Origin of the sequence: Actinospongiicola halichondriae, assembly GCF_049103745.1 — a bacterium.
Classification (GTDB): Bacteria; Actinomycetota; Acidimicrobiia; order Acidimicrobiales; family Salinilacustritrichaceae; genus Salinilacustrithrix; species Salinilacustrithrix halichondriae.
On the sequence record NZ_CP171622.1, the window covers coordinates 3,683,170 to 3,706,383 of the forward strand.

Here is a 23,214-nt window from a genome sequence, read left to right on the forward strand (position 1 = left end):
CAGCGTGGCCGGCGCAGACGCGTCGGCGGCCGGCGGGCGCGTCCTCCCGGACCTGATCGTCATCGAGCCCCGTGCTCGCACGCCGATCCTCCCGCTGGCCGAACTCCGCCAGCGCTACGAACTCCTGGGCTTCCTCGTCTGGCGCGACATCAAGATCCGCTACAAGCAGACGGCCCTTGGCGTGGTCTGGGCACTGTTGCAGCCGCTGCTCGCCATGCTGGTCTTCACCGTCGTCTTCGGCCGTCTCGCGCGGGTGGGCTCCGACGACGTCCCCTACTCGCTCTTCGCCTACGCCGGCCTGGTCCCGTGGCTGTACGCCTCGAACGCCCTCGCGTTGTCGTCCAACAGCCTGGTCGACAACGAGAAGCTGCTGTCGAAGGTGTACCTGCCGCGCATCATGATGCCGCTCTCGCCCATCCTCGCCGGCCTCCTCGACCTGGGCATCGCGCTCGTCCTGTTGTGCATCCTGACCATGATCCAGGGCGTCGGTCTGTCGTGGACGGTCGTGGCCGTGGTCCCGTTCGTGTTGCTGGTGACGATCGGGCTGCTCGGTGCCGGCGCCCTGCTGTCGAGCCTCAACGTGAAGTACCGCGACGTCCGCTACGCCGTCCCGTTCTTCATCCAGGTCGGCATGTTCGCCACGCCGGTCGTCTACCCGAGCTCGCTCGTGCCCGACGCCTGGCGGCCCGTGTACGCCCTCAACCCGATGGTCACGGCCATCGACGGTGTCCGGTGGTCGGTCCTGGGCACCCCGTTCCCTCCGGCCACCGCGGTCATCGCCTCGGTCGCTGCCGCCGTCCTCATGCTCGTCGGCGGGTGCTACGCCTTCCATCGCAGCGAACGCACCTTCGCCGACGCACTGTGAGCTGCATCCGTGACTGACGACTGGGCCGTCTCGATCGAGGGCGTGGGCAAGCACTACACGCTGGGAGAACACGAGAACTACGGCGCCCTGCGCGACGCGATCACCAACGCCGCCCTGACCGTGGTCGGCCGGCGCCCGCCCCCGGCGCCGATCAAGTCGATCTGGGCCATCCGCGACATCTCCGCCCAGATCGCGCCGGGCGAGATCGTCGGCCTCATCGGACGCAACGGCGCCGGCAAGTCGACGCTCCTCAAGATCCTCTCGCGGGTCACGAGTCCCACCGAGGGTCGGATCCAGATCCGCGGACAGGTCGGATCGCTGCTCGAGGTGGGCGCCGGGTTCCATCCGGAGTTGACCGGCCTCGAGAACGTCTTCCTCAACGGATCGATCCTCGGGATGTCGCGGCGCAGCATCCAGGCCAAGTTGGACGAGATCATCGAGTTCTCCGAGTTGGCCGAGTTCATGTCGACCCCGGTCAAGCGGTACTCGGTCGGCATGTACATGCGGCTCGCCTTCACGGTTGCCGCCCACCTCGACGCCGAGGTGCTGGCCGTCGACGAGGTGCTGGCCGTCGGCGACGAGCGGTTCCAACGCAAGTGCCTCGGGAAGATCAACGACGTCGCCCGGGCCGGACGCACCGTGCTCTTCGTCAGTCACAACATCGACGTGACCACCCGCCTGTGCGACCGTTGCCTGCTGATCGACAAGGGCTCGCTGCTGGCCGACGGACCGGCCGACGAGGTCGCCCGCCAGTACCTGGCCATGAGCGGCGTCGTCGCCGAGTTGGGCGAGCGGATGGACCTCGCCGACGTGGAACGATCCGGGAGCGGCGAGGCACGATTCCGGGCCGCGACGATCGTCCGCTCCGACAACGGCGAGCTCCGGCTGCGCCTGGAGATCGACGCCGACGGTCCGGTCACCGTGCCGTCACTGGGGGTGACCATCACCTCCGAGAGCGGTGTCCTGCTGCTCAGTGTGGACACCGCCCATCTCACGGAGGGTGACGTCGAGCTCGGCGGCGGAACCCAGACCGTCGAGGTCACGCTCGGTCACCTCCCGCTGGTGGCCGGTCGCTACCGACTCGGACTGCGGCTGGCCAATCCGGCCACTCGACGCATCGGCAGCGGTGCGTTCGACCACCTCGATCCGGCGTTCATCGTGCGGATCGACCAGGCCAGCGATCCGGGCACCCGACCCGACAGCCTCCTCTCCGCACCGTTCCACATCCTCTGACCCGTACGCAGACGCGCGCTCTTGGTGACCGACCACCACGATGCGTGCTGGGCTCTTGCTCGGTAAACGCAACATTTCGTCACGGAACGTGACGTTGGAGGGAGAGAACCCTACGAACCGCGCGTGAATTCGGACATCGACGCAAGAATGGCCAAAAGGCCCATGCATTCCGTGCGGAAAGCGGCGTCCCGACCTTGTGATCAACGGTTCAGGACGTGAGTGTGTTGGACATCGACACCTCGTCGAGACCCATTCGACACACACGGACACCTGACGGCGGACACGCCGGGCGTTCTGCACCCGACATCGGAGAAGACATGACGTTGCACGAGATCGCATCCCACCGGCCCAAGACGGCCAGCAGCCTCCACGCGGTGGGCGCCGGGTCGGTGCTCAGCTCGGACGCACGTCACGATCGCTTCGCCATCCACGTCGACGACGAGCCCCGCTGGGTGCTCCGTGGCGACGCCGACCTCCACGTCGAGGTGACCGTCTCGGTGGTCATCCCGGCGATGAACGAGGCGCTCAACCTCCCGTACCTGCTCCCGCAGCTCCCCCCGGGCGTGGCCGAGGTCATCCTCGTCGACGGTCGCTCGACCGACGACACCGTCGCCGTCGCCACCGCGATCCGCCCCGACATCAAGGTCGTGCACCAGACCGGCAAGGGCAAGGGCGACGCCCTCCGCGCCGGCTTCGACGCCGCCACCGGCGACATCATCGTCATGATCGACGCCGACGGTTCCATGTCGCCCCGTGAGATCCCGCGCTACATCGAGGCCCTGGCCAACGGCGCCGACGTCGTCACCGGCTCCCGCCAGATGGAAGGCGGCGGCTCGGCCGACATCACCCCGTTGCGCAAGTGGGGCAACGACGGACTCAACATGGTCTTCGCGGCCCTCTACGGCGTCCGCCACACCGACCTCTGCTACGGCTACATGGCTTTCTGGAGTCACGCCCTGGAGAAGCTGGATCTCGACTGCGACGGCTTCGAGATCGAGACCCTCGTCAACGTCCGTGCCGCCAAGGCCGACCTCAGTGTCGTCGAGGTCCCCAGCCACGAGGCCCGTCGCCTCCACGGCGAATCGAACCTGCGCACGTTCCGCGACGGCTTCCGAGTTCTCCGCACCCTCCTGACCGAGCGGCGCAACGCCCGGGTCTGACCGGGCATCCCAAATTCCGGGCTTCCGGCCCACTCGCGGTGGCAGCCCCACCGAAGGAGTCAGCAAGAAGATGACGGATCGTCTCCGTTCCAGTGCCCTCGTCGCCGTGCTCGTGGCGATCCTCCTCAGCAGCACGCTGATCGCAAACGCCACGTCCGACGACACCACGGACGCCCCGATCAGCGAGGCCGCCGCGAGCGATGACGCTGGTGACAGCACCAGCGACGACGTCGTCACCGACGACACCCGTCCTCCCCTGGTCGTGGACGCACCGTCGAACCCCGTCCTCGCCGAGCGCTTCGAACTGACCGTGTCGACCGATGCCATCGACGGCGCTTCGGCGCTCGAGGGCGTCGTCCGCTTCGACGACACCAACCTGACCCTCACCGACGTCCGCACCGACGACGACGCCCGCGTCCTCGTGGTGCGCCGCACCGACGGGGCCGCGTTCGCCGCCCTGCCCTGCGCCGACGACTCGTGCGACCCCGCACCCGACGTGACCCTCGCCTTCGCCGCAGCACGCGCCGGTGACTTCGCCATCGATCTCCTCGCGACCCTGGTGGTCGACGCTGCCGGCAATGCCGTGGACCACGCACCACCCACGACCACCGTGGTGACCGTCGGTGACGCGGGCAGCCAGTACTCGTCCCTCGCCGAGGTGTGGGACGCCGACCGGATGCCCGAGGCACCGGCCACCGACCGTCTCGACATCAGCGGTGACGGCGTCGTCTCGTCCATCGACCTGACCGAGGGCGTCATCGCCTGGAACGAATCCCGCACCGCCGGCGACCCCTGCACGCTCGACCCGACCTCGGCCGCCGCCGATCTCAACGAGGACGGTTGCGCCGACGTCTCCGACCTCCAGGCCCTGACCCGTGCCGTCACGACCAGTGCCGTCGGCGCCGGCATCGCCGAAGCCACACCCACCGACAGCGTCACCACGGGCGACGACGCCGGCGACCCCTCCTACCAGGGCATCCGCACCGGCCTCACGACTCCGGCCGCCACCCGGTCCGGTGCCTCGTTCGCCTCCACCTCCCTCCCGATCGCACCCACCCCTGCCGCGCCCACCGTCCACGTGGTGACCACCACCAACGACGGATACGACACCCAGACCAACGACGGCGTGTGCGTGAGCAACCTCGGGGACGGCTGCAGCCTCCGGGCCGCGATCCTCCAGGCCCGCGCCACGGCCGGTCCCGACCGCATCGAGTTCGACATCCCGGGTGCCGGGACGCAGACGATCAACCTCACCAGCCGCCTCCCGACCATCAACGACACGACCGGCGCGATCGTCATCGACGGCTACACGCAGCCCGGATCCGCACCCAACACCTCGGCGCTCACCTCCAACGCCGTCATCAAGGTCCAGGTCCGGGGGATCGGGTACAACAACGGCGGCGCCGCCTTCACCATCTCGAGTGGCGGCAACGTGATCCGCGGCCTCGCCATCTACGACGCCTTCTACGGCATCGAGATCGTCGAAGCACAGGCGGTCGGCAACCAGATCCTGGGCAACTTCATCGGCACCAACGCCGCCGGCACCTACGGCTTGTCGTCCGGGTTCACCCTCGGCGCCGGCGTGTGGCTCAACAACGGGCCGACCGAGAACCACATCGGCACGCCCGCGCTGGCCGACCGCAACGTCATCTCCGGCAACCGGACCGTCGGCGTCAAGGCCGAACACGCCCGAACGAAGTACAACGTCGTCCAGAACAACATCATCGGCATGAACCCGGCGACGACGGCGGCCCTGCCGAACAACGCCGGGTTCGACCTCCAGTGGCACTCGACCGACCAGGTCATCGGCGGCACCGGGCCCAACGAGGGCAACCTCATCTCGGGCAACAGCTACACCGGCATCGACCTCTCGCACACCACGCGCTTCAACCAGATCCTCGGCAACCGGATCGGCACCGCGGCGAACGGCATCACCGCCACCACGGTCACCGGCAACGCCGACGGCATCCTCATCAAGGACAACCCCTTCGGCAACGTCATCGCCCACAACGTCATCTCGGGCAACGACCACGACGGCATCTGGGGCAAGCACAACTACACCGACGCCAACACCATCCGCGACAACCTCATCGGCGTCGGCCTCGACGGCTCACCCGTGCCCAACCGCGACTGGGGCATCTGGCTCACCGGCGAGTCCGACCTGATCACCCGCAACGTCATCGCCCACAACGACGACGGCGGGATCTACGTCAACAACTCCAACGGGGCCAACAACAGCTACCCGCCCGAACTGACCCGCCAGAACCGCATCACCGACAACTCCTTCTACGGCAACGGTGGTCTGGCAATCGACATCGAGCCGGTCGGCCCCAACCCCAATGATCCCGGCGACGCCGACGAAGGCGTCCACAACCTGCTGAACTTCCCCGAGATCACGGCCTTCGTGCCCGGACACCTCGAGGGAACGGCCTGCATCGGTTGCTCGGTCGAGGTCTACATCGCCGATGCATCGACCGACTCGCACGGCGAGGGTCGCCAGCGCATCGCCGCCATCACCACCGGTGCCGAGGGCGAGTTCTCCCTCGACCACGTCGCCTTGACGAACGACGTCCCGATCACCCTGCTCGCCATCGACGCCGTGGGGAACACCTCGGAGTTCGGTCCGAGGACCCAGATCGGCGAGACGCTCACCTTCACGCCGACCGCGCTGACCGGGGCATTCCACTACGTGGACATCTCGGGCATCGACCATGCGATCGTCGACGACGACGGGTACCGCAACGACGGGGGGCCCTCCGGCACCTCGTCGAGCGTCGTCTTCGACTTCAGCGTCCCGACCGCGGGCACCTACGTGGTAGCCGGTGGCATCTACGCCCCGTCCGGGAGCTCCAACAGCTTCTGGGTCCAGATGGACGGCGCGCCGAGCAGCGGCATCTACTGGAGCACCCCGACCCAGTCCGGGATCCAGCAGGCCACCGTCGGAGCCTCGACCGGGCCCGATCCCTACCCGTTCGACCTGACGGCCGGTGCCCACACCATGACGTTCTTCCTCCGGGAGGACGGGATCGGGCTCGCCAACATCACGCTCATCCCCCTCTCGGCCGAGAACGCCCCTCCCGTCGTGACCGACCCCGGCCCGCTGTCGAACCTCTTCGGCGAAGCGGTCGACGTCACCATCGCGGCCAGCGACCCCGACGGTGACGTCCTCACCTACTTCGCCAGTGGGCTCCCGGCGGGCATCGAGATCGACCTCGGAACCGGCCGTCTGACCGGCACGACCAGCGCCGGAGGCACCTACGCCCCGAAGATCCACGTCTTCGACGGCGTGGCGCTGACGACCCTCACCCTCGACTGGACGGTCGCGCCGCCCAACACCGGGCCGGTCTTCACCGACCCGGGGCCGCAGGCCATCGTCCACAACGCTCCGGCATCGGTGCAGATCCAAGCCACCGACCCCGACACCGATCCCATCACCTGGTCGGCCACCGGACTCCCGGCCGGACTGACCATCGCCCCCGACACCGGGCTCGTCACCGGCGCACCCACGACGCTCGGCACGGTCGACTCGGTCGTGACCGCGACCGACGGAGCCCACCCGACGACGCTCGCCGTCTCGTGGACGGTGACCCCGGCGCCCTTCGCCTGCGCCGTCGACGGCGAGAACGACACCGTCTCGTGGACCGATCAGGGGGCGAGCGTCTACTACGTCCGCCACCACCTGAACGGTGCGAGCAGCTACGTGGGGTCGTCCAACGGGCTCGAGTACACGGTCACCGACCTCGACGGCACCTACGAGGTCCACTTCTACAAGTCCGGCGTCAAGACGATCACCACCTGTGACGGCCCGGGCAACCCGCCCTTCGTCTGTGCGGTCGACGGCGACACCCACACGCTCTCGTGGAGCGACGAGGGAGCCAGCAAGTACCACGTCCGCCACCTGCTCGACGGCACCTGGAGCTACATCGGTTCGAACACCGAACTGGCCCGGATCATCGGCGATCTCGACGGCACGTACGAGGTCCACTACTACGCCGCCGGCGTGAAGGTCGCCACGACGTGCGACGGCCCCGGCGACCCGGTCCTGCCCCCGTTCGAGTGCTCGATCGACGGCGAGACCAGCATCCTGTCGTGGAACGACCAGGAGGCGAGCGTCTACTACGTCCGCCACATCCTGGGTGAGTCGAACACCTACGTCGGCTCGTCCAACGGCCTCGAGTTCCCCATCACCGACCTCGACGGCACCTACGAGGTCCACTTCTACAAGTCGGGCGTCAAGACCCCGACCACGTGCGACGGCCCCGGCAACCCGGTGACACCGCCGTTCGAGTGCTCGATCGACGACGTGAACAACATCTTGTCGTGGACCGATGAAGGGGCGAGCGTCTACTACGTCCGCCACATCGTGGGCGCCACCGACACCTACGTCGGCTCGTCCAACGGCCTCGAGCTGGCCATCACCGACCCGGCCGGGACCTATCTCGTGCGCTACTGGACCAACGGCGTCAAGACCGACACCACCTGTACCCTCACGCCATGACCGACACCGGGGCGCGGCGGCCCCCCGGACCCCTGCTCTTCGTCACTCCTCGCTACCCGCCGTTCGTGGGCGGCACGGAGGTCCACGCGGCGGCAGTGGCCCGCCGCCTCCGGAGCCGCGGCGTCGACGTCCGAGTCCTGACCACCGACACCTCGGCTGACCAGGCTCGCGACACCGTCGTCGACGGCGTGCCCGTGCGGGTGATCCCTGCTCGGCCCAAGGGCGGCGACCTCTACCACGCCCGGACCCTCGACGCCGAGATCGCGGCGGCGGCTCCGGGCGCGATCCACGTGCAGGGCTATCACACGCTCCTGGCGGCCAGCGCCATGCGATCGGCGAGCCGCCGTGGGATCCCCTACGTCGTGACCTTCCACAGCGGCGGTCACTCGTCGCGACTGCGGAACCTGCTCCGGCCGGTCCACCAACGTCTGCTCACCCCGTCGTTCCGGCGAGCAGCAGCGCTCGTGGCGGTGTCGGAGTTCGAAGCCCGGCTCTTCGCCTCGCGCACCGGCCTGCCACGCCATCGCATCGAGGTCATCCCCAGCGGGAGCGACCTCACGCTGGTACCCCGCACGACTGTGCCCGACCGCACCGTCATCACCTCGATGGGCCGGCTCGAGCGCTACAAGGGCCATCAGACGCTGCTCGAGGCCCTCCCGCACCTCCTGGCACGTCGACCCGACACCGAGGTGCGGATCATCGGGAGCGGCTCGTACGAACGACGCCTCCGGCGCCTCGTCACCAAGCTCGACCTCGAGGCCCACGTCCGCTTCCTGTCGGTTCCCTCCGACGAACGCGAGCGGTTGGTCGGCCTCCTCCAGGAGAGCAGCCTGGTCACGCTGTTGTCGGCCTACGAGTCGCAGGGACTCGCGGCCTTCGAGGCCATCGCCGTCGACGTACCCGTGATGGTCCTCGAGTCGACCGCCCTCGCCGAGCTCAGTGAGGCCGGTCTCGCCGCGGCCGTCCCGCCCAACACCTCGCCCGCAGGACTCGCGAGCCTCATCGACGCCGAACTCCGCAAGCCGTTGGTGCCACGGTCGACCGACCCGCCAGGGTGGGACCGCACCGTCGGCGCGCTCTTCGACCTCTACGAGCGCACCACGCCGATCCGGGCCGGCGACCCGGAGGCACTGGCCGTGGAGTCCGACGATCTCGGCTCCGAGGGCCGCTGACTCACGCGACGGGGTGCACCGTCGAGTCGTTGCGGAGCACGAACCTCGTCAGCGGATCGACGACGAGCGCTGCGACCACGTTGACGGCGAGGAAGGCGACGCCGAGGTACCGCACGTGGTCGGTGAGCAACAGCGCCACCACGGCGGCCAGCAACGCCACGGCCTGGATGCTCTGGAAGACCCCGGAATGCGCCACGCGATGATGGAACCGCAACAGGGCCAGCCGGCACTCGACGTAGGCCGCGGGGGCGACGCCCAGGGCGCCGAACGCCAGGATCACCGTGCCACGATCGGCGTACTCCGAGCCGGCGACCGACAGGAGTGGACCGACCAGGAGGGCGCCGAGCGCAGTGGCGGGGAGCAGACCCCACAGGACCAGACGGGTCGCACGCCGCATGAGTTCGTCGGTCTCCGCGCCGTCGTGGCTGAGCTCCGACAACAACGCACGCGACAGCATCGGCAGCACCAGGACGGCGACGGTCAGGATCGTCCACGGCAGCCCGATGTACGCACCGTCGCCGTCGTTGCCCAACTCGAGGACCAGCACGGGCACCAGACGCAACGAGAGCAGCTGCAGGGCAGCACCGGGGAAGTCGCGCAACGAGTAGGCGAGCAGTGGCCCGACGGCGACGCCCGTGGTCGCCGGCCCGGTCAGCGTCTGCTGGAGGCGGGGAAGCACCCTCCGGAACAGGAACCAGGTGACGACCACGATGCCGGCGAGGGCAGGCGCGGTCCAGGCGATGAGGATCCCGGCGCCACCACCGACACCCACACACACCGGCAACAGCGCGTACTTGGCGAGGGTCGTGACCACGTTCTCGACCGGCACCCACTTGCTCTCCCGCAAGGTCACCAACACGCCGTCCTGCAGGGCGAAGATCACCCAGACCGGGACCGAGACCGCGAGCACGACCGTGAGGAGCGTGGACCCGCCGTCGACGACCGGGCCGCCGCGCAGTGCGCCTGCGCCGAGCACGCCCAGCGCGGCCACGCCGCTGGCGCCGAGGGTCACCAGGTACGCGCGTCGGACGAGGGACTCCTGGTCAGCACCGGCAGCCGGCAGGAACCGGGACAGGCCGGTGGGGAGGTTGAGTTGGCACAGGAACGCTGCACTGATCAGGATCGACGCCGCCGCGACGGCAGCAGCGACGTCGCTCTCGTCGGAGAAACGTGCCGCGACCAGCCAGAACACCGTCCCGAGCGCGCCCGTGGCCGCGGTGTTGAGCAGGACGTAGATGCTGGAGCGTTCCAGATGACCGGAGCCGGCCGTTCCGGGACCGCGCCCGGATCGGATCGGTGCGACAGACATGAGCTTTCCGGTGTTGCCGTGGGCGGGAGACGCCGGAGTCACGGTACCCGACCCGTAGGATCAGGCGGCATCACGACCGGCGGAGGACCACGATGACCAAGCACGATCTCGTCGTCGTCGGCGGGCGGCAACGGGCCCCGTCGGGCATGCGCGAGATCGGCGACGGTTGGTACGGCTATGCCGGCGGCGTCGTGCTGCGCGTCACCGACGGTGTGGCCTCGCTCGAGGCGTCGTACACGTCGGCGCCCGGGACCTGCGGCCCCGACGATCCGGTGCTCCTCAAGTCGGGCACGGTCCGGCCGGGTCGTCTCCACCTGTGCACCCAGACCGAGATCCTGGACATGGTGCTGCCCGACCTCCGGGTCGAGCGCCACCTCAGCCTCCCGTTCTTCAACGACGTGCACCACGTGGTCCCCACCGACCGGGGCACACGACTGGTCGCCGTGTCGGGCATCGAGTCGGTGGTCGAGGTGGCCGACGACGGCACCGTGATCGACGCATGGCACACCCTCGGTGGCGACCCGAGCAAGCACATCGACGGCGGCCGCGACCTGCGCCAGGGTGTCGACCTCAAGCCCCACACGTCGCACCCCAACCACGTGTTCCTGCTCGGGGACGAGCCGTGGGCCACGCGCTTCGAACAACGCGACGCCGTCTCGTTGCACGACCCCTCACGCACGATCTCGATCGGCGAGGAACGGATCCACGACGGCTTCGTCCACGACGGCTTCGTCCACTTCACCACCGTGAACGGGCACGTCGCGGTGGCCGACACCACCACGCTCGAGGTCGTCGGGATGCATGCGCTCGACGACGGCCTCGGCTCCGACGAGAGCCTGGGGTGGGTGCGGGGCCTGTGGGTCGCCGACGACCACGCCTGGGTCGGGTTCAGCCGCATCCGGTTCACCAAGGTGCGGGCTCGCGTGAGCTTCCTCCGCACCGGGACCCGGTCGCGACCGACCCGGATCGCCCGTTACTCCCTGCCCGACTGGCGCCTCGAGGAGGAGATCGACCTCGAACCGGCCGGGTGCAACGCGGTCTTCACCGTCGCACCCTGGCCGGCGTGAGCGCCGTCGTTCGAGAAGCGGGCTCAGTCGTCGGGGTGGATGACCACGTGCCGGCGGCGATCCTCGCCACGGCTCGAGGTGTGGACGCCGTCGATCTCGTTGGCGGCGTCGTGCACGATCTTGCGATCGGGCGGTGACATCGGCTCGAGCGCGACGGCCGACCCGGAGTCGAGCACCTTGTCGGCGACCTGGGCCACGAAACGCTCGAGCGCCTCCTTACGGCGGGCGCGGTAGCCGGCCACGTCGACACGCAGGCGGCCTTCGAGGCGGCCGGAGTGCTGCTGGGCCACGGCGGTGCGGGTCAGCTCGGAGATCGACGAGAGCGTGTTGCCCCGCTGGCCGACGAGGAGACCGAGATCGTCACCCTCGACCCGGATCTCGATCGCGTCGTCGTCCTCGAGGTGCTCGGACTCGATCGACGCCTCGGCGCCGAAGGCCTCGACGAGGCCCGTGACGAAGTCGACGGCAGTCGGCTCCTGCTCGGAGAGGGGGATGTCGCTCATTGGTGCTCCTCTCGACCCGCCGGTGCGAGTCGGGTTCGGTGAATCAGATGATGTCGACGCTGCCGAGTCGTCGGCGGCCTCGGTCGATGACGACGCCGGCGTGTCGTGGGACGGCTTCTTCCGCGCTGCGGGCTTCTCGGCCGCGGGCCGGCGCTCCTTGCGAGGATTGGCCGTCGCAGGCGGCGTGTCGGTCGTGTCGGCGTTGTCTCGAGGAGCCCCGCCGCGTGTCTTGCGTCGGCGCCCTTCGTTCTTCTTGCGCCGGTTGCGGCGGTCGACCTTCGGGCGCGGGCGGGTCGGGCGCACGCGCGCCCGGACCGTGGCATCGCGCTTGCGGAGCCCGAACAACGACGTCGACGCCTCGGTGACGACCTCGAACTCGAGATCGTCCTCGTGGATGCCGAGCGCGTCGAGCGCGCGGTCCGTGGCCTCTGCGACCGTTCGTCCGGTGGTGACGACCCACTGCATGGGCCGCTACCTCCGCTTCTTCTTCTTCTTCTTGGAACTCGGCTGGTACTTGCCGCCGGCCGATCCGTTGCCAGAGGCGCCTCCGTTGCCCGAGGAACTCGCCGGCGTGCCGTTGCCGGTCGCCGCTCCGCCCTTGGCGTCCTTCGGGTTCTTGGTGTCCTTGCCGTCCTTGGCCAGCTTGCGGGCCTCGGCGGCGGCCTTGTTGGCCTTGGCACCGGGAGCGTCGTCGTGCCCGTAGAGCGAGCGGGTGATGTACGCCTGGAGACCGATGCGGTACACGCTCGAGGTCACCCAGTAGACGACGAGGGCCGCCGGGAAGTTGATCGAGATCACACCGAAGAAAGCCGGCATGACCCGCAGCAGGATCTTCTGCTGCGGCATCGCCATCCCACCGTCGGGGTTGCGGGCCGAGACCTGCTTCTGCTGGAGGTACTGCGCACCGATCATCAACAGGATCAGGATCAGGTACGGCATGCCGTGGATGATCGACTCACCCAGCGCATCGGAGGTCGACTGGGCCAGATCGAGCCCGAAGCTCTTCATCTCGGTCCTGCCGACCAGGTCTTGGTACAGGCTCGAAGTGTGGTCGAGATACTGCGGGTCGAAGCACTTCTGGGCGGCGTCGGTGACCGACTCGGGGCACGCCTCGACGGTCGTCCGGGTCAGGCCCCGGATCAGGCGGAACAGCAGCAGGAAGACCGGAGCCTGGACGAGCAGGGGGAGACAACCACCCAGCGGGTTCAGCTCGTTCTCCTGGTAGAACGCCATGAGTTCGGCGTTCATCTCCTGGCGATCGCCGCCCTTGTGCTTCTCCTGGATCTTCTTCAGCTCCGGCTGCAGGAGCTGCATCTTGATCATGCCCCGGGTGCCCTTGAGGGTCAGTGGCGTCGTCACCAACATGACCAGCAGGGTCATGAGCATGATCGCGATCGCGTAGTTGGGGACGATCGCGTAGAAGAAGTCGAGTACCTGGGCGGCGGCCTCGAAGATCGTGTCGAACATCGTCAGCGTGTCCTTCGGGGCATCGTCAGGGGTTCTTTCGGGGATTCATGGCCGGGCACGGGGTCGTATCCGTGGCCGCCCCAGGGGTTGCAGCGACCGATGCGGCGCACCGCATACCAACTGCCTCGGGCGGCGCCATGGGTCTCGAGCGCCTCGCGGGCGTAGGTCGAACACGAGGGCACGTAGCGGCAGGGCGAGATCCGCCCGGCGAAGACGTACTGGTAGGCGCGGATCAGGGCGTCGATGACCCGGGCGACCGGTCCCAGGCGAGCCGGGGTCGCGGCGGTGGTCATCCGAGTTCCGCCAGCGCCGAGCGCAGATGGGTCCGGAGTTCGCCGAACTCGAGGCTCACGACGCCGGGGCCGACCGAGACCAGGAACTGACCCGGGCCCAGCAGTCCTTCGTCGAGGCACTCGCGCATCAGGACCCGGAGCCGACGGCGCACGCGGTTGCGGACGACGGCATTGCCGACCGAACGACCGATGCCGTACGCGACGGCGCGGTGGTCGGGGTCGACGGGTTCGTCGTCGGGCGACACCGGATTCGGTGCATGCACGACACGGACCGGACCCGAGCGCCCTCGTGAGCGACTCGCGCCCAGGGACGCGAAGTCCCGGCGGCGGCTGACCGCTGCGGGTGCTCGGGACACACGGGGAGACACACGTGCCGGCTCAGGCCGACAGACGAGCGCGGCCCTTCGCGCGGCGGCTCGCCACGACGGCGCGGCCACCGCGGGTGCGCATCCGGTGCCGGAATCCGTGCTTACGGGCCCGGCGCTGCCGCTTCGGTTGGTAGGTGCGCTTCATGAGAGTGTCGATTCCTTGCGTGACGGTCGAGATCGGTGGCCCGATCGGTCGCCCATCTCGACTCCGTCGAGGAGTCAGGGCGCACCGGACCAACCCACCACGCTACCGATCACTCCCCGGGCAGCCAAGCGCGGGCCTCCACCGCGCCCGCGCGACGGCGTGCCCGGCGTCACACGACGACGCCGTGAGCACGTCCTGGACCCGCCCGACCCCGCGTGACCTGCGGTTTTCGGACCCCTTGCATCGGCCCGGGAGGCGACTGCTACGGTGCGCCGCCAGAGCGAGTTCCGCCGGTTGATTTCCCCCGTGTTCACCGTCTGGATTCGTACGAACTGCGGCCGTCGCCCCGATCCGGACGGCGATTCGACGTTTTGTCCACAGGTGTGGACGTAGTTGTGGATTCTCGGGAGCGGACATGGAGGCGGATCGTCGATGAGCGACGCCGAGACGGTCTGGAGCAGCTGTGCAGCGCTCCTGCGAGATCAGGTGTCCGGCGTCGTGTGGAACTCCTCGTTCCAGAACGTCGAGGCCACCGGATTCGACGGTGAGCGTCTCACGCTCGGGTTCCCGTCCTCGGTCGTGCGCGACCGCGTCCACGACCGTTACCTGGGCCTGTTGCGGGCCAATCTCGCCGAACTCGGTCACGACAACGTCGTCATCGTGCTCGAGAGTCGACCGCCCGGACCCCAGGAACTCCCGCTCTTCGACGAGCTCTCCGCCATCCGTGACGACGGCGCCGTCGGGCGCACCGCCGGCGTTCCCGACGACGACCGGGCCCGCCCGGACGCCGGCGACGGCCACACCATCCCCGCCTCGCCGGCCAGCCACACCCCGCAGGCCACGCTGAACGAGCGCTACACCTTCGACGCCTTCGTCACCGGCGCCTCGAACCGCTTCGCCCACGCCGCCGCGCTCCGGGTGGCCGAGACCCCGGCGCGCAGCTACAACCCGCTCTTCATCTACGGCGACGCCGGCCTGGGCAAGACCCACCTGCTCCAGGGCATCGGCAACTACGTCCTCGAGAACTACCCCAACTACCGGGTGCGCTACGTCACCTCCGAACAGTTCCTGTCGGAGTTCGTCGACTCGATCCGCGCCGGCACCAACGAGGCGTTCAAGCGTCGCTTCCGCGACATCGACGTCCTCCTGGTCGACGACATCCAGTTCTTCGAGGGGAAGAAGGAGACGCAGGAGGAGTTCTTCCACACCTTCAACCACCTCCACACCTCGAACCGTCAGATCGTGCTGTCGTCGGATCGACCGCCCGACGCCATCCCGACGCTCGAGGATCGGCTGCGCACCCGCTTCGTCATGGGTCTGCTCACCGACATCCAGCCCCCCGACCTCGAGACCCGCCTGGCCATCCTGCGCAAGAAGGCCGAGGACGAGGTCTCACCGGTGCCGGACGAGGTCCTCGAGTACATCGCGGCCTCGATCAACGACAACAACATCCGATCGCTCGAGGGCGCCCTCACCCGCATCACCGCGTGGGCGTCGCTCAACAAGGAGACGATCACCCCCGAGCGAGCCGCCGAGACGCTCAAGGACCTGGTGTCGGAGCGTGAGGCACGCCCGATCACCCCACAGGCGATCCTCGACGCCACGTCGGAGTACTTCAGCTACACGGTCGAGGAGTTGATCGGCCGCTCGCGGACCCGGCCACTCACGACCGCACGCCACGTCGGCATGTACCTGTTCCGCGAACTGACCGACCTCAGCTTCCCCAACATCGCCAAGGTCTTCGGTGGCCGCGACCACACCACCGTCATCCACGCCGTCGATCGCATCAAGACGCAGATGAAGGAACGTCGCCAGGTGTTCCAGCAGGTGACCGAGCTGATCCAGAAGCTCAAGGCCGAATAGTTGCGGTCGCTTGAAACGTCTCGCACGGCCTGTGGAAAACCCACTGCGCGCGCGCTGGATGGACACTGCGCGCGAGGCTCCAACTGTGGACGTTCGGTGTCCCGTCGGTCCCGAAGCACGGGCGAACCTCGTGGCTGGGGACAGTCGCCGAACAACGATCACCCCGCTGACCTGCCGCGATGGGGCAGTATCCACAATCCACATCCCCCACCACCACACCCATTCTTGTCATCACCTACCTGGGTAGAAGCTGAAGGAGCGCAGACACCGTGAAGTTGCGTTGCGAACGAGACGTCCTCGCCGAAGCGCTGTCGACCGCGGGAAGGGCCGTCGCCAACCGTGGTGCGCTACCCGTGCTCTCCGGTGTCCGGATGGAACTGGCCGGCGACCAACTCACGCTGACCGGCTCCGACCTCGAGCTGACCGTCTCGGTGCAGCTCACCGTGGCCGGCCTGGCCGACGGCGTCTCCGTCATCCCCAGCCGTCTGCTGAACGACATCGTCAAGGCACTCGAACCGGGTGCGGTCGAACTCGAGACCAACGACGAGACGGCCCGCATCGCGTCCGGCCGATCCGAGTTCTCGCTCAAGCCGCTTCCGGCTGACGAGTTCCCCCGCGTGGCGCCCGTCGAGGGTGACGAGGTCCGCTTCGACGCCGAGGCGCTGGTGGGCGCGCTCCGTCAGGTCCTCCCGGCCGCGAGCACCGACGACAACCGCCAGATCCTGACCGGTGTGCTCCTGGCCGCGGCCAACGCCGACGAGGGCGGCGAGGGTCTCCGTCTGGTCGCGACCGACAGCTACCGCCTGGCCGTGGTCGACCTCCCCGGCGTGAGCGTGCTCTCGTCGGGCAAGTCGGTCCTGGTGCCGTCACGTGCGTTGGCCGAGTTGTCGAAGGCGCTGGGCGACGGTGGAGAGATCACGCTCCGCCTCGGCGAGCGCGACGCCAGCTTCGCGGTCGCGACCGACGCCGGTGGCGTGATGTTGACCACGCGTCTCATCGAGGGCGACTACCCGAACTACCAGGGTCTGATCCCGCAGTCGCAGCCGAACCTGTTGACCGTGTCGCGTGAGCCGCTCATCGAGGCGCTGCGCCGGGTCAAGCTGCTCGCCCGCGACGCCACCCCGGTCCGGATGCAGATGTCGGCCGACGGGCTCGAGCTCCGTGCCGTCACCCAGGACGTCGGCGAGGGCACCGAGTCGCTCGACGCCACCTACACGGGCGACGACCTCACCGTCGCGTTCAACCCGGACTACCTGCTGGCCGGCATCGAGGCGGTCGAGGCCGAGGAGATCAGCCTCGCCACGATCGACTCCCTCAAGCCGGCGGTCGTGCGCGACCCGACGACGAACGACTTCCTCTACCTGCTGATGCCCGTCCGGGTGCAGTAGTCCCCGCCCTCCCGGGCGAGGACGCTGACGAGTGCAACGCATTCGTCTCGGGTCATGTTGCACCTCTCACACCTCTGGCTGACCGACTTCCGGAGCTACTCGTCGGTCGACGTCGAGTTGCCGGCCGGCACCACGGCGGTGTTGGGCAGCAACGGGCAGGGCAAGACCAACCTGCTCGAGGCCATCGCCCATCTCGCCGGCGGTTCACTCCGTGGCGCGACGACCGAGTCGATGGTGCGGGTCGGCGCGGAACGGGCCGTGGTCCGGGCCGAGGCCGTCCGGGGGAACCGCGAGTTGCTGGTCGAGGCCGAGTTGGCGACCCGCGGCCGGGGACGCATGCAGCTCAACCGCCAGCCGGTGAAGCGCCGGAGCGACCTGCTCGAGGCGCTGTCGGTCACCATCTTCAGCCCCGAGGACCTGATCCTGGTCAAGGGCGGGCCCGGCGAACGACGGACCTGGATCGACGAGGCCGTCGTCGGCCTCGACCCACGGCACGACAGTGTGCGCGCCGACGTCGATCGCATCCTCAAGCAACGCAACGCGCTGCTCAAGGGCGTGCGCGGTCGACTCGACGACTCGGCCGCCCTGACCCTCGACGTCTGGGACGACCGTCTGACCCGCGCGGGCGAGGAACTCGCGGCGCATCGTCGAGCGGCGCTCGACCAGCTGACCCCGCGGATCGCCACGGCGTACCAGGACCTCGCCGGTCGGGCGCTCCCGATCGACACCTCGTACCAGGCGGCGTGGATGGCGACCGGGCTCGCGGCAGCACTGACCGAGGCACGTGACCAGGACCTGCGCCGCGGCATCACGACAGTCGGTCCGCACCGCGACGAGGTGGCGTTCTCGCTCGACGGGCTGCCGGCCCGCACGCACGCCAGCCAGGGCGAGCAGCGGTCGTTGGCACTGGCCATGCGCCTCGCGGTGCATCGAGCGATCACCGACGCGCGTGACGTGAGCCCGATCCTCCTGCTCGACGACGTGCTCTCCGAACTCGACGACGCCCGGGCGGCGGCATTGCTCGCCAACCTGCCCCGCGGTCAGACGTTGCTGACGTCGGCGACCGCGCTGCCCGCACCGGTGCTCGGGTCCGTCGCCGCGCCGGATCTCGTCCTCGAGGTGGTCGACGGGTCGGTCCGACCGGCCTGACTGCCAGGATGACCGGACTGCAAGGATGATCGGTGATGGCCGACGACCGCAGTGACGAGGACCCGATCGACCTCGGGCCGCTCACCGACATGTCCTCGCTCCTCGACCGCGTGGTGCGGGGCATGGGAGCGCCTGGCACCGACGCCGTCGACCTGGTGTTCAACCGTTGGGAGGAGGTCGTGGGCACGGTGCTCGCGTCCCGTACCCGGCCCGCCGGGCTCGAGGGCGGTCGACTGGTGCTCGTCGCCGACGATCCTGCGGTGGTCAGCCACGTCCGGTGGCTCGAGGCCGATCTGATCGAACGTCTCGACGGCCTGTTGGGGGTCGGTCGCGTGACCGGGGTCGACGTACGGGTCAGCCGTTCCCGTTGACCGTGACCGCGGGGACCGACAGGTCGCTCGCGTCGAGCAGGGCCAGATCGGCACGGAAGTGCTCGACCAGACGCTCGGTGACGTCGTCGGGCAAGGACGCGTCGACCTCGGGAGACGGTCGATTGACCTGGAGGCGGTCGAGGACCGCCCCGGCCCGCTGACGCATCGAGGGACTGGCAGCGGACCACAGCTTGTCGTAGGGCAGCAATCGCCAGAGCGCGGCCTCGGCGCGTGGGAAGCGGGCCTCGCGTGACGCGACGTTGAAGCGTTCGCCGGCCGCGCCGGGTTGATGGGCTTCGACGCCGAGGTGCGCGGTCACCCGGGCGACGACGCCGACGGGGTCGGCGGCGAGCTCGTCCATGTGCAGCACGAGCATCGCCTCGGCGGGGAAGTGGGCTCGGTAGTCGAGGAGCACGCGGCCGTACTCGCCGAAGCGGATGTAGCCGTCCTCTTCCTCGATCGGGCCGTCGAGCGAGGGTGGGGTGTCCAACTGCTGCCGGATCGCCTCGGCGAAGGGCCGCTCGTCGGTGCGGAACCGGGCCCGCATCGCCCAATGGCTGCGGGCGCGGTCGACGGGATCGCGGAAAAGGGCGATGATGCGCATGTCGGGGTTCACTGCGGCGACGTTCGCGGCGGTGCCCGGCGCGCACATGTACTGCGGCGTCGCCTTGCCGCGGAGTCGACCGTCCGGCGGACCGAGGAGCTGGCGGGCCTGGGTCTCGACGCGGGTCGGATCACCGGTCTCGTGGAAGATCGGTGCCTCCTTCTCGGTCGGCAACGCCAGACGCGGGTGGTCGCCGAGGAGGTGGTGCAGCGTCGTCGTGCCGGCCTTCTGGGCGCCGATGACGAGGAAGTCCCATCCACCGCTCGTGGCGGGGTGATCGGCGGAGGTCACGGGCTCACGCTACCGAGGGCGCTCGCACCGGGCGGGATCGTGCTAACTGTTCGCCGGGGTCGATGCCAGCTGCCGGAGGCGGTGGGTCAGCGGTGCCGGCGGAGCGAGCACCCGGTCGACGAGCGACAGACCGGGAGCCTCGACGGCATCGAGGCGAGCGGCGCAGCGGCGGCAACGGCGCAGGTGCAACAGGAGATCCTGCTCGCCCTCGTGGTCGAGGTCCTCGTCGAGGTAACCGAGGAACTTCTCGAGGGCGGGGTGGCAACGATCGGTGGCGGCGAGGAGTTGACCGCGCACGGCGGCCACCCGCAGGTCGCCCATCGCCCCGTCGATCAGGTCGTGGGTCTCGAGGCGTCGGAGCCCGAGGACGAAGGCGGTGTCGACGTCGTCGAAGCCCTCGACGGCGTGCAGCCAGACGGCGGTCCGAGCCACCTCGTCGAGGAGGGAGAACGATGCGGCCAGGAGCCCGACGTCGCCGGCCTGGTCGAGAGGGAACATGCTGATGTCGGCGTCGAGGTCGAGTTCGACACCAGGTGCGGCACCCTGTTCGAGGCCGTGGCGACGGACCACCTCGAAGAGCCACGCTCGGGGGTTCGACCAGGTGCCGATGGCCGCACCCTCACCCTGGAGCACCTCGCGCCAGGCGTTCTCGACGACGATCTCGGCGGTGTCGACGTCGAGGGTGATCGCGCACGCCAGGCGCCAGGTGGCGACCCGGTGGCGGCGCAGCAGCGGGACGACCGCCTTGCGGTCGTCCAGGGACAGGAAGCGCTGCAGGAGGCGGAGGTCGCGACGGGTGCTGGGCGACACGGCGGTGGCACTGGTGCCCGATCGCCACAGGCGGTCGACGAGGATCATCTCGTCTCGGTCGAGGGGGAGTTCGTCGAGCTGGTCGTCGCTGGTGGTCTCGCCCATGGATCTGTTGTTCGGCGCCGGTTCGCCGGTGTCCTACCGATCCTGCTGACGGACCCTGCGCGTACCGCTCCGCGACGCTCGACAACCACCCCGTCGATGGCCGGGATGTCGGGGGTCCACTGGTAGGATGACACCGTTGTGACTTGGGAAGACGACCGCGAATCGGACCCCGAATCAGCCAGCGAATCGGAGGAAACCGTGGCCCCTGAGACGACCTCGTACGGCGCCGACAACATGCGGGTCCTCGAAGGACTCGAAGCTGTCCGCAAGCGACCCGGCATGTACATCGGATCGACCGGCCCCGTGGGCCTGCACCACTGCGTGTGGGAGGTCGTGGACAACTCGGTCGACGAGGCCATGGCCGGCCATTGCACCCGGATCGACATCACGATCCTCCCCGACGGCGCCTGCAAGGTCGTCGACGACGGGCGCGGCATCCCCACGGGGATGAACAAGGCCCAGAAGATGACCGGCGTCGAGATCGCGCTGACCAAGCTCCACGGTGGCGGCAAGTTCGACGGTGAGGGCTACAAGGTCTCCGGCGGCCTCCACGGCGTGGGTGTCTCGGTCGTCAACGCCTTGTCGACCAAGGTCATCGTCGAGGTCGACCGCGACGGCAAGCGCCACCGCATGGACTTCGCCGACGGCGGCGTCCCCCAGGGCAAGCTGAAGGTGACCGGTGACTCCCCCCGGGGCCGCACCGGCACGTCGGTGACGTTCTGGCCGGATCCGACCATCTTCGAGACCATCGAGTTCTCGAGCCGCACGATCCTCGAGCGGCTCCAGATGATGGCGTTCCTCAACCGCGGTCTCGAGATCCGGTTCCAGGACCAGCGCGAGTCGACCCCCGAGCACCTCCGCGACAACGAGCGTGTCGAGTACAAGTACAACGGCGGCATCCAGGACTTCGTCAAGCACATCAACAAGACGAAGGATTCGCTGTGGTCCAAGGTCGGCTACTTCGAGGGCAGTGACGAGACCCAAGAGGTCGAGATCGCGTTCCAGTGGAACACGGGCTACAACCGCGACGGCATCCACTCCTTCGCCAACGGCATCGCCACCAACGAGGGTGGCACCCACGAAGAGGGCTTCAAGACCGCCCTCACGTCGACGATCAACAAGTACGCCAAGGAACACCCGGTCGCCAAGAACAAGAAGGACCTGGGTCTGACCGGCGACGACGTGCGTGAGGGCCTCACCGCCGTCATCTCCGTTCGCCTCCAGGAGCCCCAGTTCGAGGGCCAGACCAAGGCGAAGCTCGGCAACACGGCGATGCGTTCGCTCGTCACCAAGGTCACCAACGACCAGTTGCAGCAGTGGTTGGAGGAGAACCCGACCGAGGCCAACAAGGTCATCCGCAAGGCGTACTCGGCAGCCGAGGCGCGCGAAGCCGCCAAGGCGGCGCGGAACAGCATCCGGTCCAAGACCCTGCTCGATGGCGCCGGCATGCCCGACAAGCTCAAGGACTGCTCGGCCAAGAACACCAACGAGCGCGAGCTGTTCATCGTCGAGGGCGACTCCGCCGGCGGTTCCGCCGTCTCGGCTCGCGATCCTCGGACGCAGGCGATCCTGCCCATCCGCGGCAAGATCCTCAACGTCGAGCGTGCCCGCATGGACAAGATGCTCAAGAACACCGAGGTCCAGGCGCTGATCTCGGCCATCGGTGCGAGCGTGGGCGAGGAGTTCGACGTCGAGAAGCGTCGCTACGACAAGATCATCGCCATGTGCGACGCCGACGTCGACGGCTCACACATCCGCACCCTGCTCCTCACGTTCTTCTTCCGTCAGATGAAGCCGTTGGTCGAGAAGGGCTGCATCTACATCGCGCAGCCGCCGTTGTTCTCGACCCTGGTCGGCAAGTCCAAGATCTACCTCAAGGACGAGAAGGCCCGGACGGCGTTCCTGGGCGAGAACCCGAACCACAAGAAGGACTTCCAGCGCCTCAAGGGTCTGGGCGAGATGGACGCCGACGAGCTCGAGGTCACGACGATGAACCCCGAGTCCCGCCGGTTGCTCCAGGTCACGGTCGAACAGGCCGCCCTCGCTGACGAGGTGATGTCGGTCCTCATGGGCGACGACGTCCCGGCTCGCAAGGACTTCATCGTGACCAACGCCAAGGACGTCAAGTTCGTCGACATCTGAGTTCGCTCCGCCGGGCGGTCTACAGGACCGGCTTGCAGTCGTGGGCGCAGTCGGTGGCCGGGTCGGGAACGGCGGCCGGGCGATGGAGGATGGCATGCGTCGGCGTGAGATGGGCCAGACGGGTCTCGTCGTCGCCGCTCACGGTCATGTCGGCGTCGACGATGAGTGAGTAGTCACCCGATGTGTCGGGTGGCCACAGCACCGAGACGGCAGGGCGCGCAGCGCCGTTGCGACCGGTCGATCGTCCGCAGGGTCCGACCAGCGTGCCGGCCTCCCAACGCAACACGATGGCGGTGGCGTGGGGGCGACCGTCGTCGTCGGAGGTGAGGAGGTAGGGCGCCATGGTGCGGGCGGCGATGGCGTCGGCGAGGCCAACGAGTTGGACCGGGATGCTCATGGGGCGAGGGTATC

At 68.7% G+C, this 23,214-nt stretch carries 20 protein-coding genes; 11 read left to right on the top strand and 9 right to left on the bottom strand.

The window, feature by feature from the left end; genetic code table 11:
• Positions 1-4 precede the first annotated feature (4 nt).
• From AB8619_RS18300 to AB8619_RS18320, 5 genes are all read left to right on the top strand, one after another.
• Complete coding sequence (locus AB8619_RS18300; RefSeq protein ID WP_436794060.1) at positions 5-865, top strand: ABC transporter permease; 861 nt, start codon at positions 5-7, stop codon at positions 863-865.
• 9 nt (positions 866-874) lie between these two features.
• Entirely contained in the window at positions 875-2,098 is a 1,224-nt protein-coding gene (locus AB8619_RS18305; RefSeq protein ID WP_436794061.1) for an ABC transporter ATP-binding protein, read from the top strand.
• 317 nt (positions 2,099-2,415) lie between these two features.
• Entirely contained in the window at positions 2,416-3,258 is an 843-nt protein-coding gene (locus tag AB8619_RS18310; RefSeq protein WP_436794062.1) for a glycosyltransferase family 2 protein, read from the top strand.
• Positions 3,259-3,328: 70 nt separating this feature from the next.
• Positions 3,329-7,756, top strand: coding sequence for a putative Ig domain-containing protein (locus AB8619_RS18315; protein ID WP_436794063.1), 4,428 nt, complete (start codon positions 3,329-3,331; stop codon positions 7,754-7,756).
• Complete coding sequence (locus AB8619_RS18320; RefSeq protein WP_436794064.1) at positions 7,753-8,928, top strand: glycosyltransferase family 4 protein; 1,176 nt, start codon at positions 7,753-7,755, stop codon at positions 8,926-8,928. The genes AB8619_RS18315 and AB8619_RS18320 overlap by 4 nt, the downstream gene beginning before the upstream one ends.
• A gap of 1 nt (position 8,929) precedes the next feature.
• On the opposite strand, the gene AB8619_RS18325 is transcribed toward AB8619_RS18320, so the two are convergent.
• Positions 8,930-10,237, bottom strand: a complete 1,308-nt coding sequence (locus tag AB8619_RS18325) for a lipopolysaccharide biosynthesis protein (RefSeq protein ID WP_436794065.1) — start codon at positions 10,235-10,237, stop codon at positions 8,930-8,932.
• 92 nt (positions 10,238-10,329) lie between these two features.
• On the opposite strand from AB8619_RS18325, the gene AB8619_RS18330 reads away from it, so the two are divergent.
• On the top strand, positions 10,330-11,304 hold the full coding sequence (locus AB8619_RS18330) for a hypothetical protein (RefSeq protein WP_436794066.1): 975 nt from the start codon (positions 10,330-10,332) through the stop codon (positions 11,302-11,304).
• A gap of 23 nt (positions 11,305-11,327) precedes the next feature.
• Here AB8619_RS18330 and jag read toward each other — a convergent pair whose 3' ends face one another.
• Genes jag through rpmH form a run of 5 tightly spaced genes read right to left on the bottom strand, consistent with a single transcriptional unit; the run spans position 11,328 to position 14,080 of the window.
• Positions 11,328-12,272, bottom strand: coding sequence for an RNA-binding cell elongation regulator Jag/EloR (jag, locus tag AB8619_RS18335; protein WP_436794067.1), 945 nt, complete (start codon positions 12,270-12,272; stop codon positions 11,328-11,330).
• A gap of 6 nt (positions 12,273-12,278) precedes the next feature.
• The gene (locus tag AB8619_RS18340) at positions 12,279-13,274 is read right to left on the bottom strand and encodes a YidC/Oxa1 family membrane protein insertase (protein WP_436794068.1); all 996 of its coding nucleotides are present in this window, start codon (positions 13,272-13,274) and stop codon (positions 12,279-12,281) included.
• A gap of 2 nt (positions 13,275-13,276) precedes the next feature.
• A complete protein-coding gene (gene yidD / locus AB8619_RS18345; protein ID WP_436794069.1) occupies positions 13,277-13,567 on the bottom strand; it encodes a membrane protein insertion efficiency factor YidD in 291 nt (96 codons plus the stop codon).
• Positions 13,564-14,004 (bottom strand): ribonuclease P protein component, encoded by a 441-nt coding sequence (locus AB8619_RS18350; RefSeq protein ID WP_436794070.1) that lies wholly within the window; start codon positions 14,002-14,004, stop codon positions 13,564-13,566. Before AB8619_RS18350 ends, yidD begins: the two co-directional genes overlap by 4 nt.
• Positions 13,946-14,080: a 50S ribosomal protein L34 gene (gene rpmH, locus AB8619_RS18355; RefSeq protein WP_436794071.1), complete on the bottom strand. Its 135-nt coding sequence runs from the start codon at positions 14,078-14,080 to the stop codon at positions 13,946-13,948. Before rpmH ends, AB8619_RS18350 begins: the two co-directional genes overlap by 59 nt.
• A gap of 432 nt (positions 14,081-14,512) precedes the next feature.
• Between rpmH and dnaA the strand changes: the two genes are divergently transcribed.
• The 4 genes from dnaA (at position 14,513) to AB8619_RS18375 (ending at position 18,851) form a co-directional block, all read left to right on the top strand.
• Positions 14,513-15,943, top strand: a complete 1,431-nt coding sequence (dnaA, locus tag AB8619_RS18360) for a chromosomal replication initiator protein DnaA (RefSeq protein ID WP_436794072.1) — start codon at positions 14,513-14,515, stop codon at positions 15,941-15,943.
• A 269-nt stretch (positions 15,944-16,212) separates the two neighbouring features.
• Positions 16,213-17,331, top strand: a complete 1,119-nt coding sequence (gene dnaN, locus AB8619_RS18365; RefSeq protein WP_436794073.1) for a DNA polymerase III subunit beta — start codon at positions 16,213-16,215, stop codon at positions 17,329-17,331.
• A 54-nt stretch (positions 17,332-17,385) separates the two neighbouring features.
• Complete coding sequence (recF, locus tag AB8619_RS18370; protein ID WP_436794074.1) at positions 17,386-18,480, top strand: DNA replication/repair protein RecF; 1,095 nt, start codon at positions 17,386-17,388, stop codon at positions 18,478-18,480.
• Positions 18,481-18,515: 35 nt separating this feature from the next.
• Entirely contained in the window at positions 18,516-18,851 is a 336-nt protein-coding gene (locus tag AB8619_RS18375) for a DUF721 domain-containing protein (protein WP_436794075.1), read from the top strand.
• On the opposite strand, the gene AB8619_RS18380 is transcribed toward AB8619_RS18375, so the two are convergent.
• On the bottom strand, positions 18,835-19,746 hold the full coding sequence (locus tag AB8619_RS18380) for a sulfotransferase family protein (protein ID WP_436794076.1): 912 nt from the start codon (positions 19,744-19,746) through the stop codon (positions 18,835-18,837). The two genes, AB8619_RS18375 and AB8619_RS18380, sit on opposite strands and share 17 nt — an antisense overlap.
• 42 nt (positions 19,747-19,788) lie before the next feature.
• Positions 19,789-20,661: an RNA polymerase sigma factor gene (locus tag AB8619_RS18385; protein WP_436794077.1), complete on the bottom strand. Its 873-nt coding sequence runs from the start codon at positions 20,659-20,661 to the stop codon at positions 19,789-19,791.
• A 198-nt stretch (positions 20,662-20,859) separates the two neighbouring features.
• Here AB8619_RS18385 and AB8619_RS18390 point away from each other — a divergent pair, with 198 nt between their 5' ends.
• A complete protein-coding gene (locus AB8619_RS18390; protein WP_436794078.1) occupies positions 20,860-22,803 on the top strand; it encodes a DNA gyrase/topoisomerase IV subunit B in 1,944 nt (647 codons plus the stop codon).
• A gap of 19 nt (positions 22,804-22,822) precedes the next feature.
• On the opposite strand, the gene AB8619_RS18395 is transcribed toward AB8619_RS18390, so the two are convergent.
• A complete protein-coding gene (locus AB8619_RS18395; RefSeq protein WP_436794079.1) occupies positions 22,823-23,200 on the bottom strand; it encodes a hypothetical protein in 378 nt (125 codons plus the stop codon).
• Between the last annotated feature and the right edge of the window lie 14 nt (positions 23,201-23,214).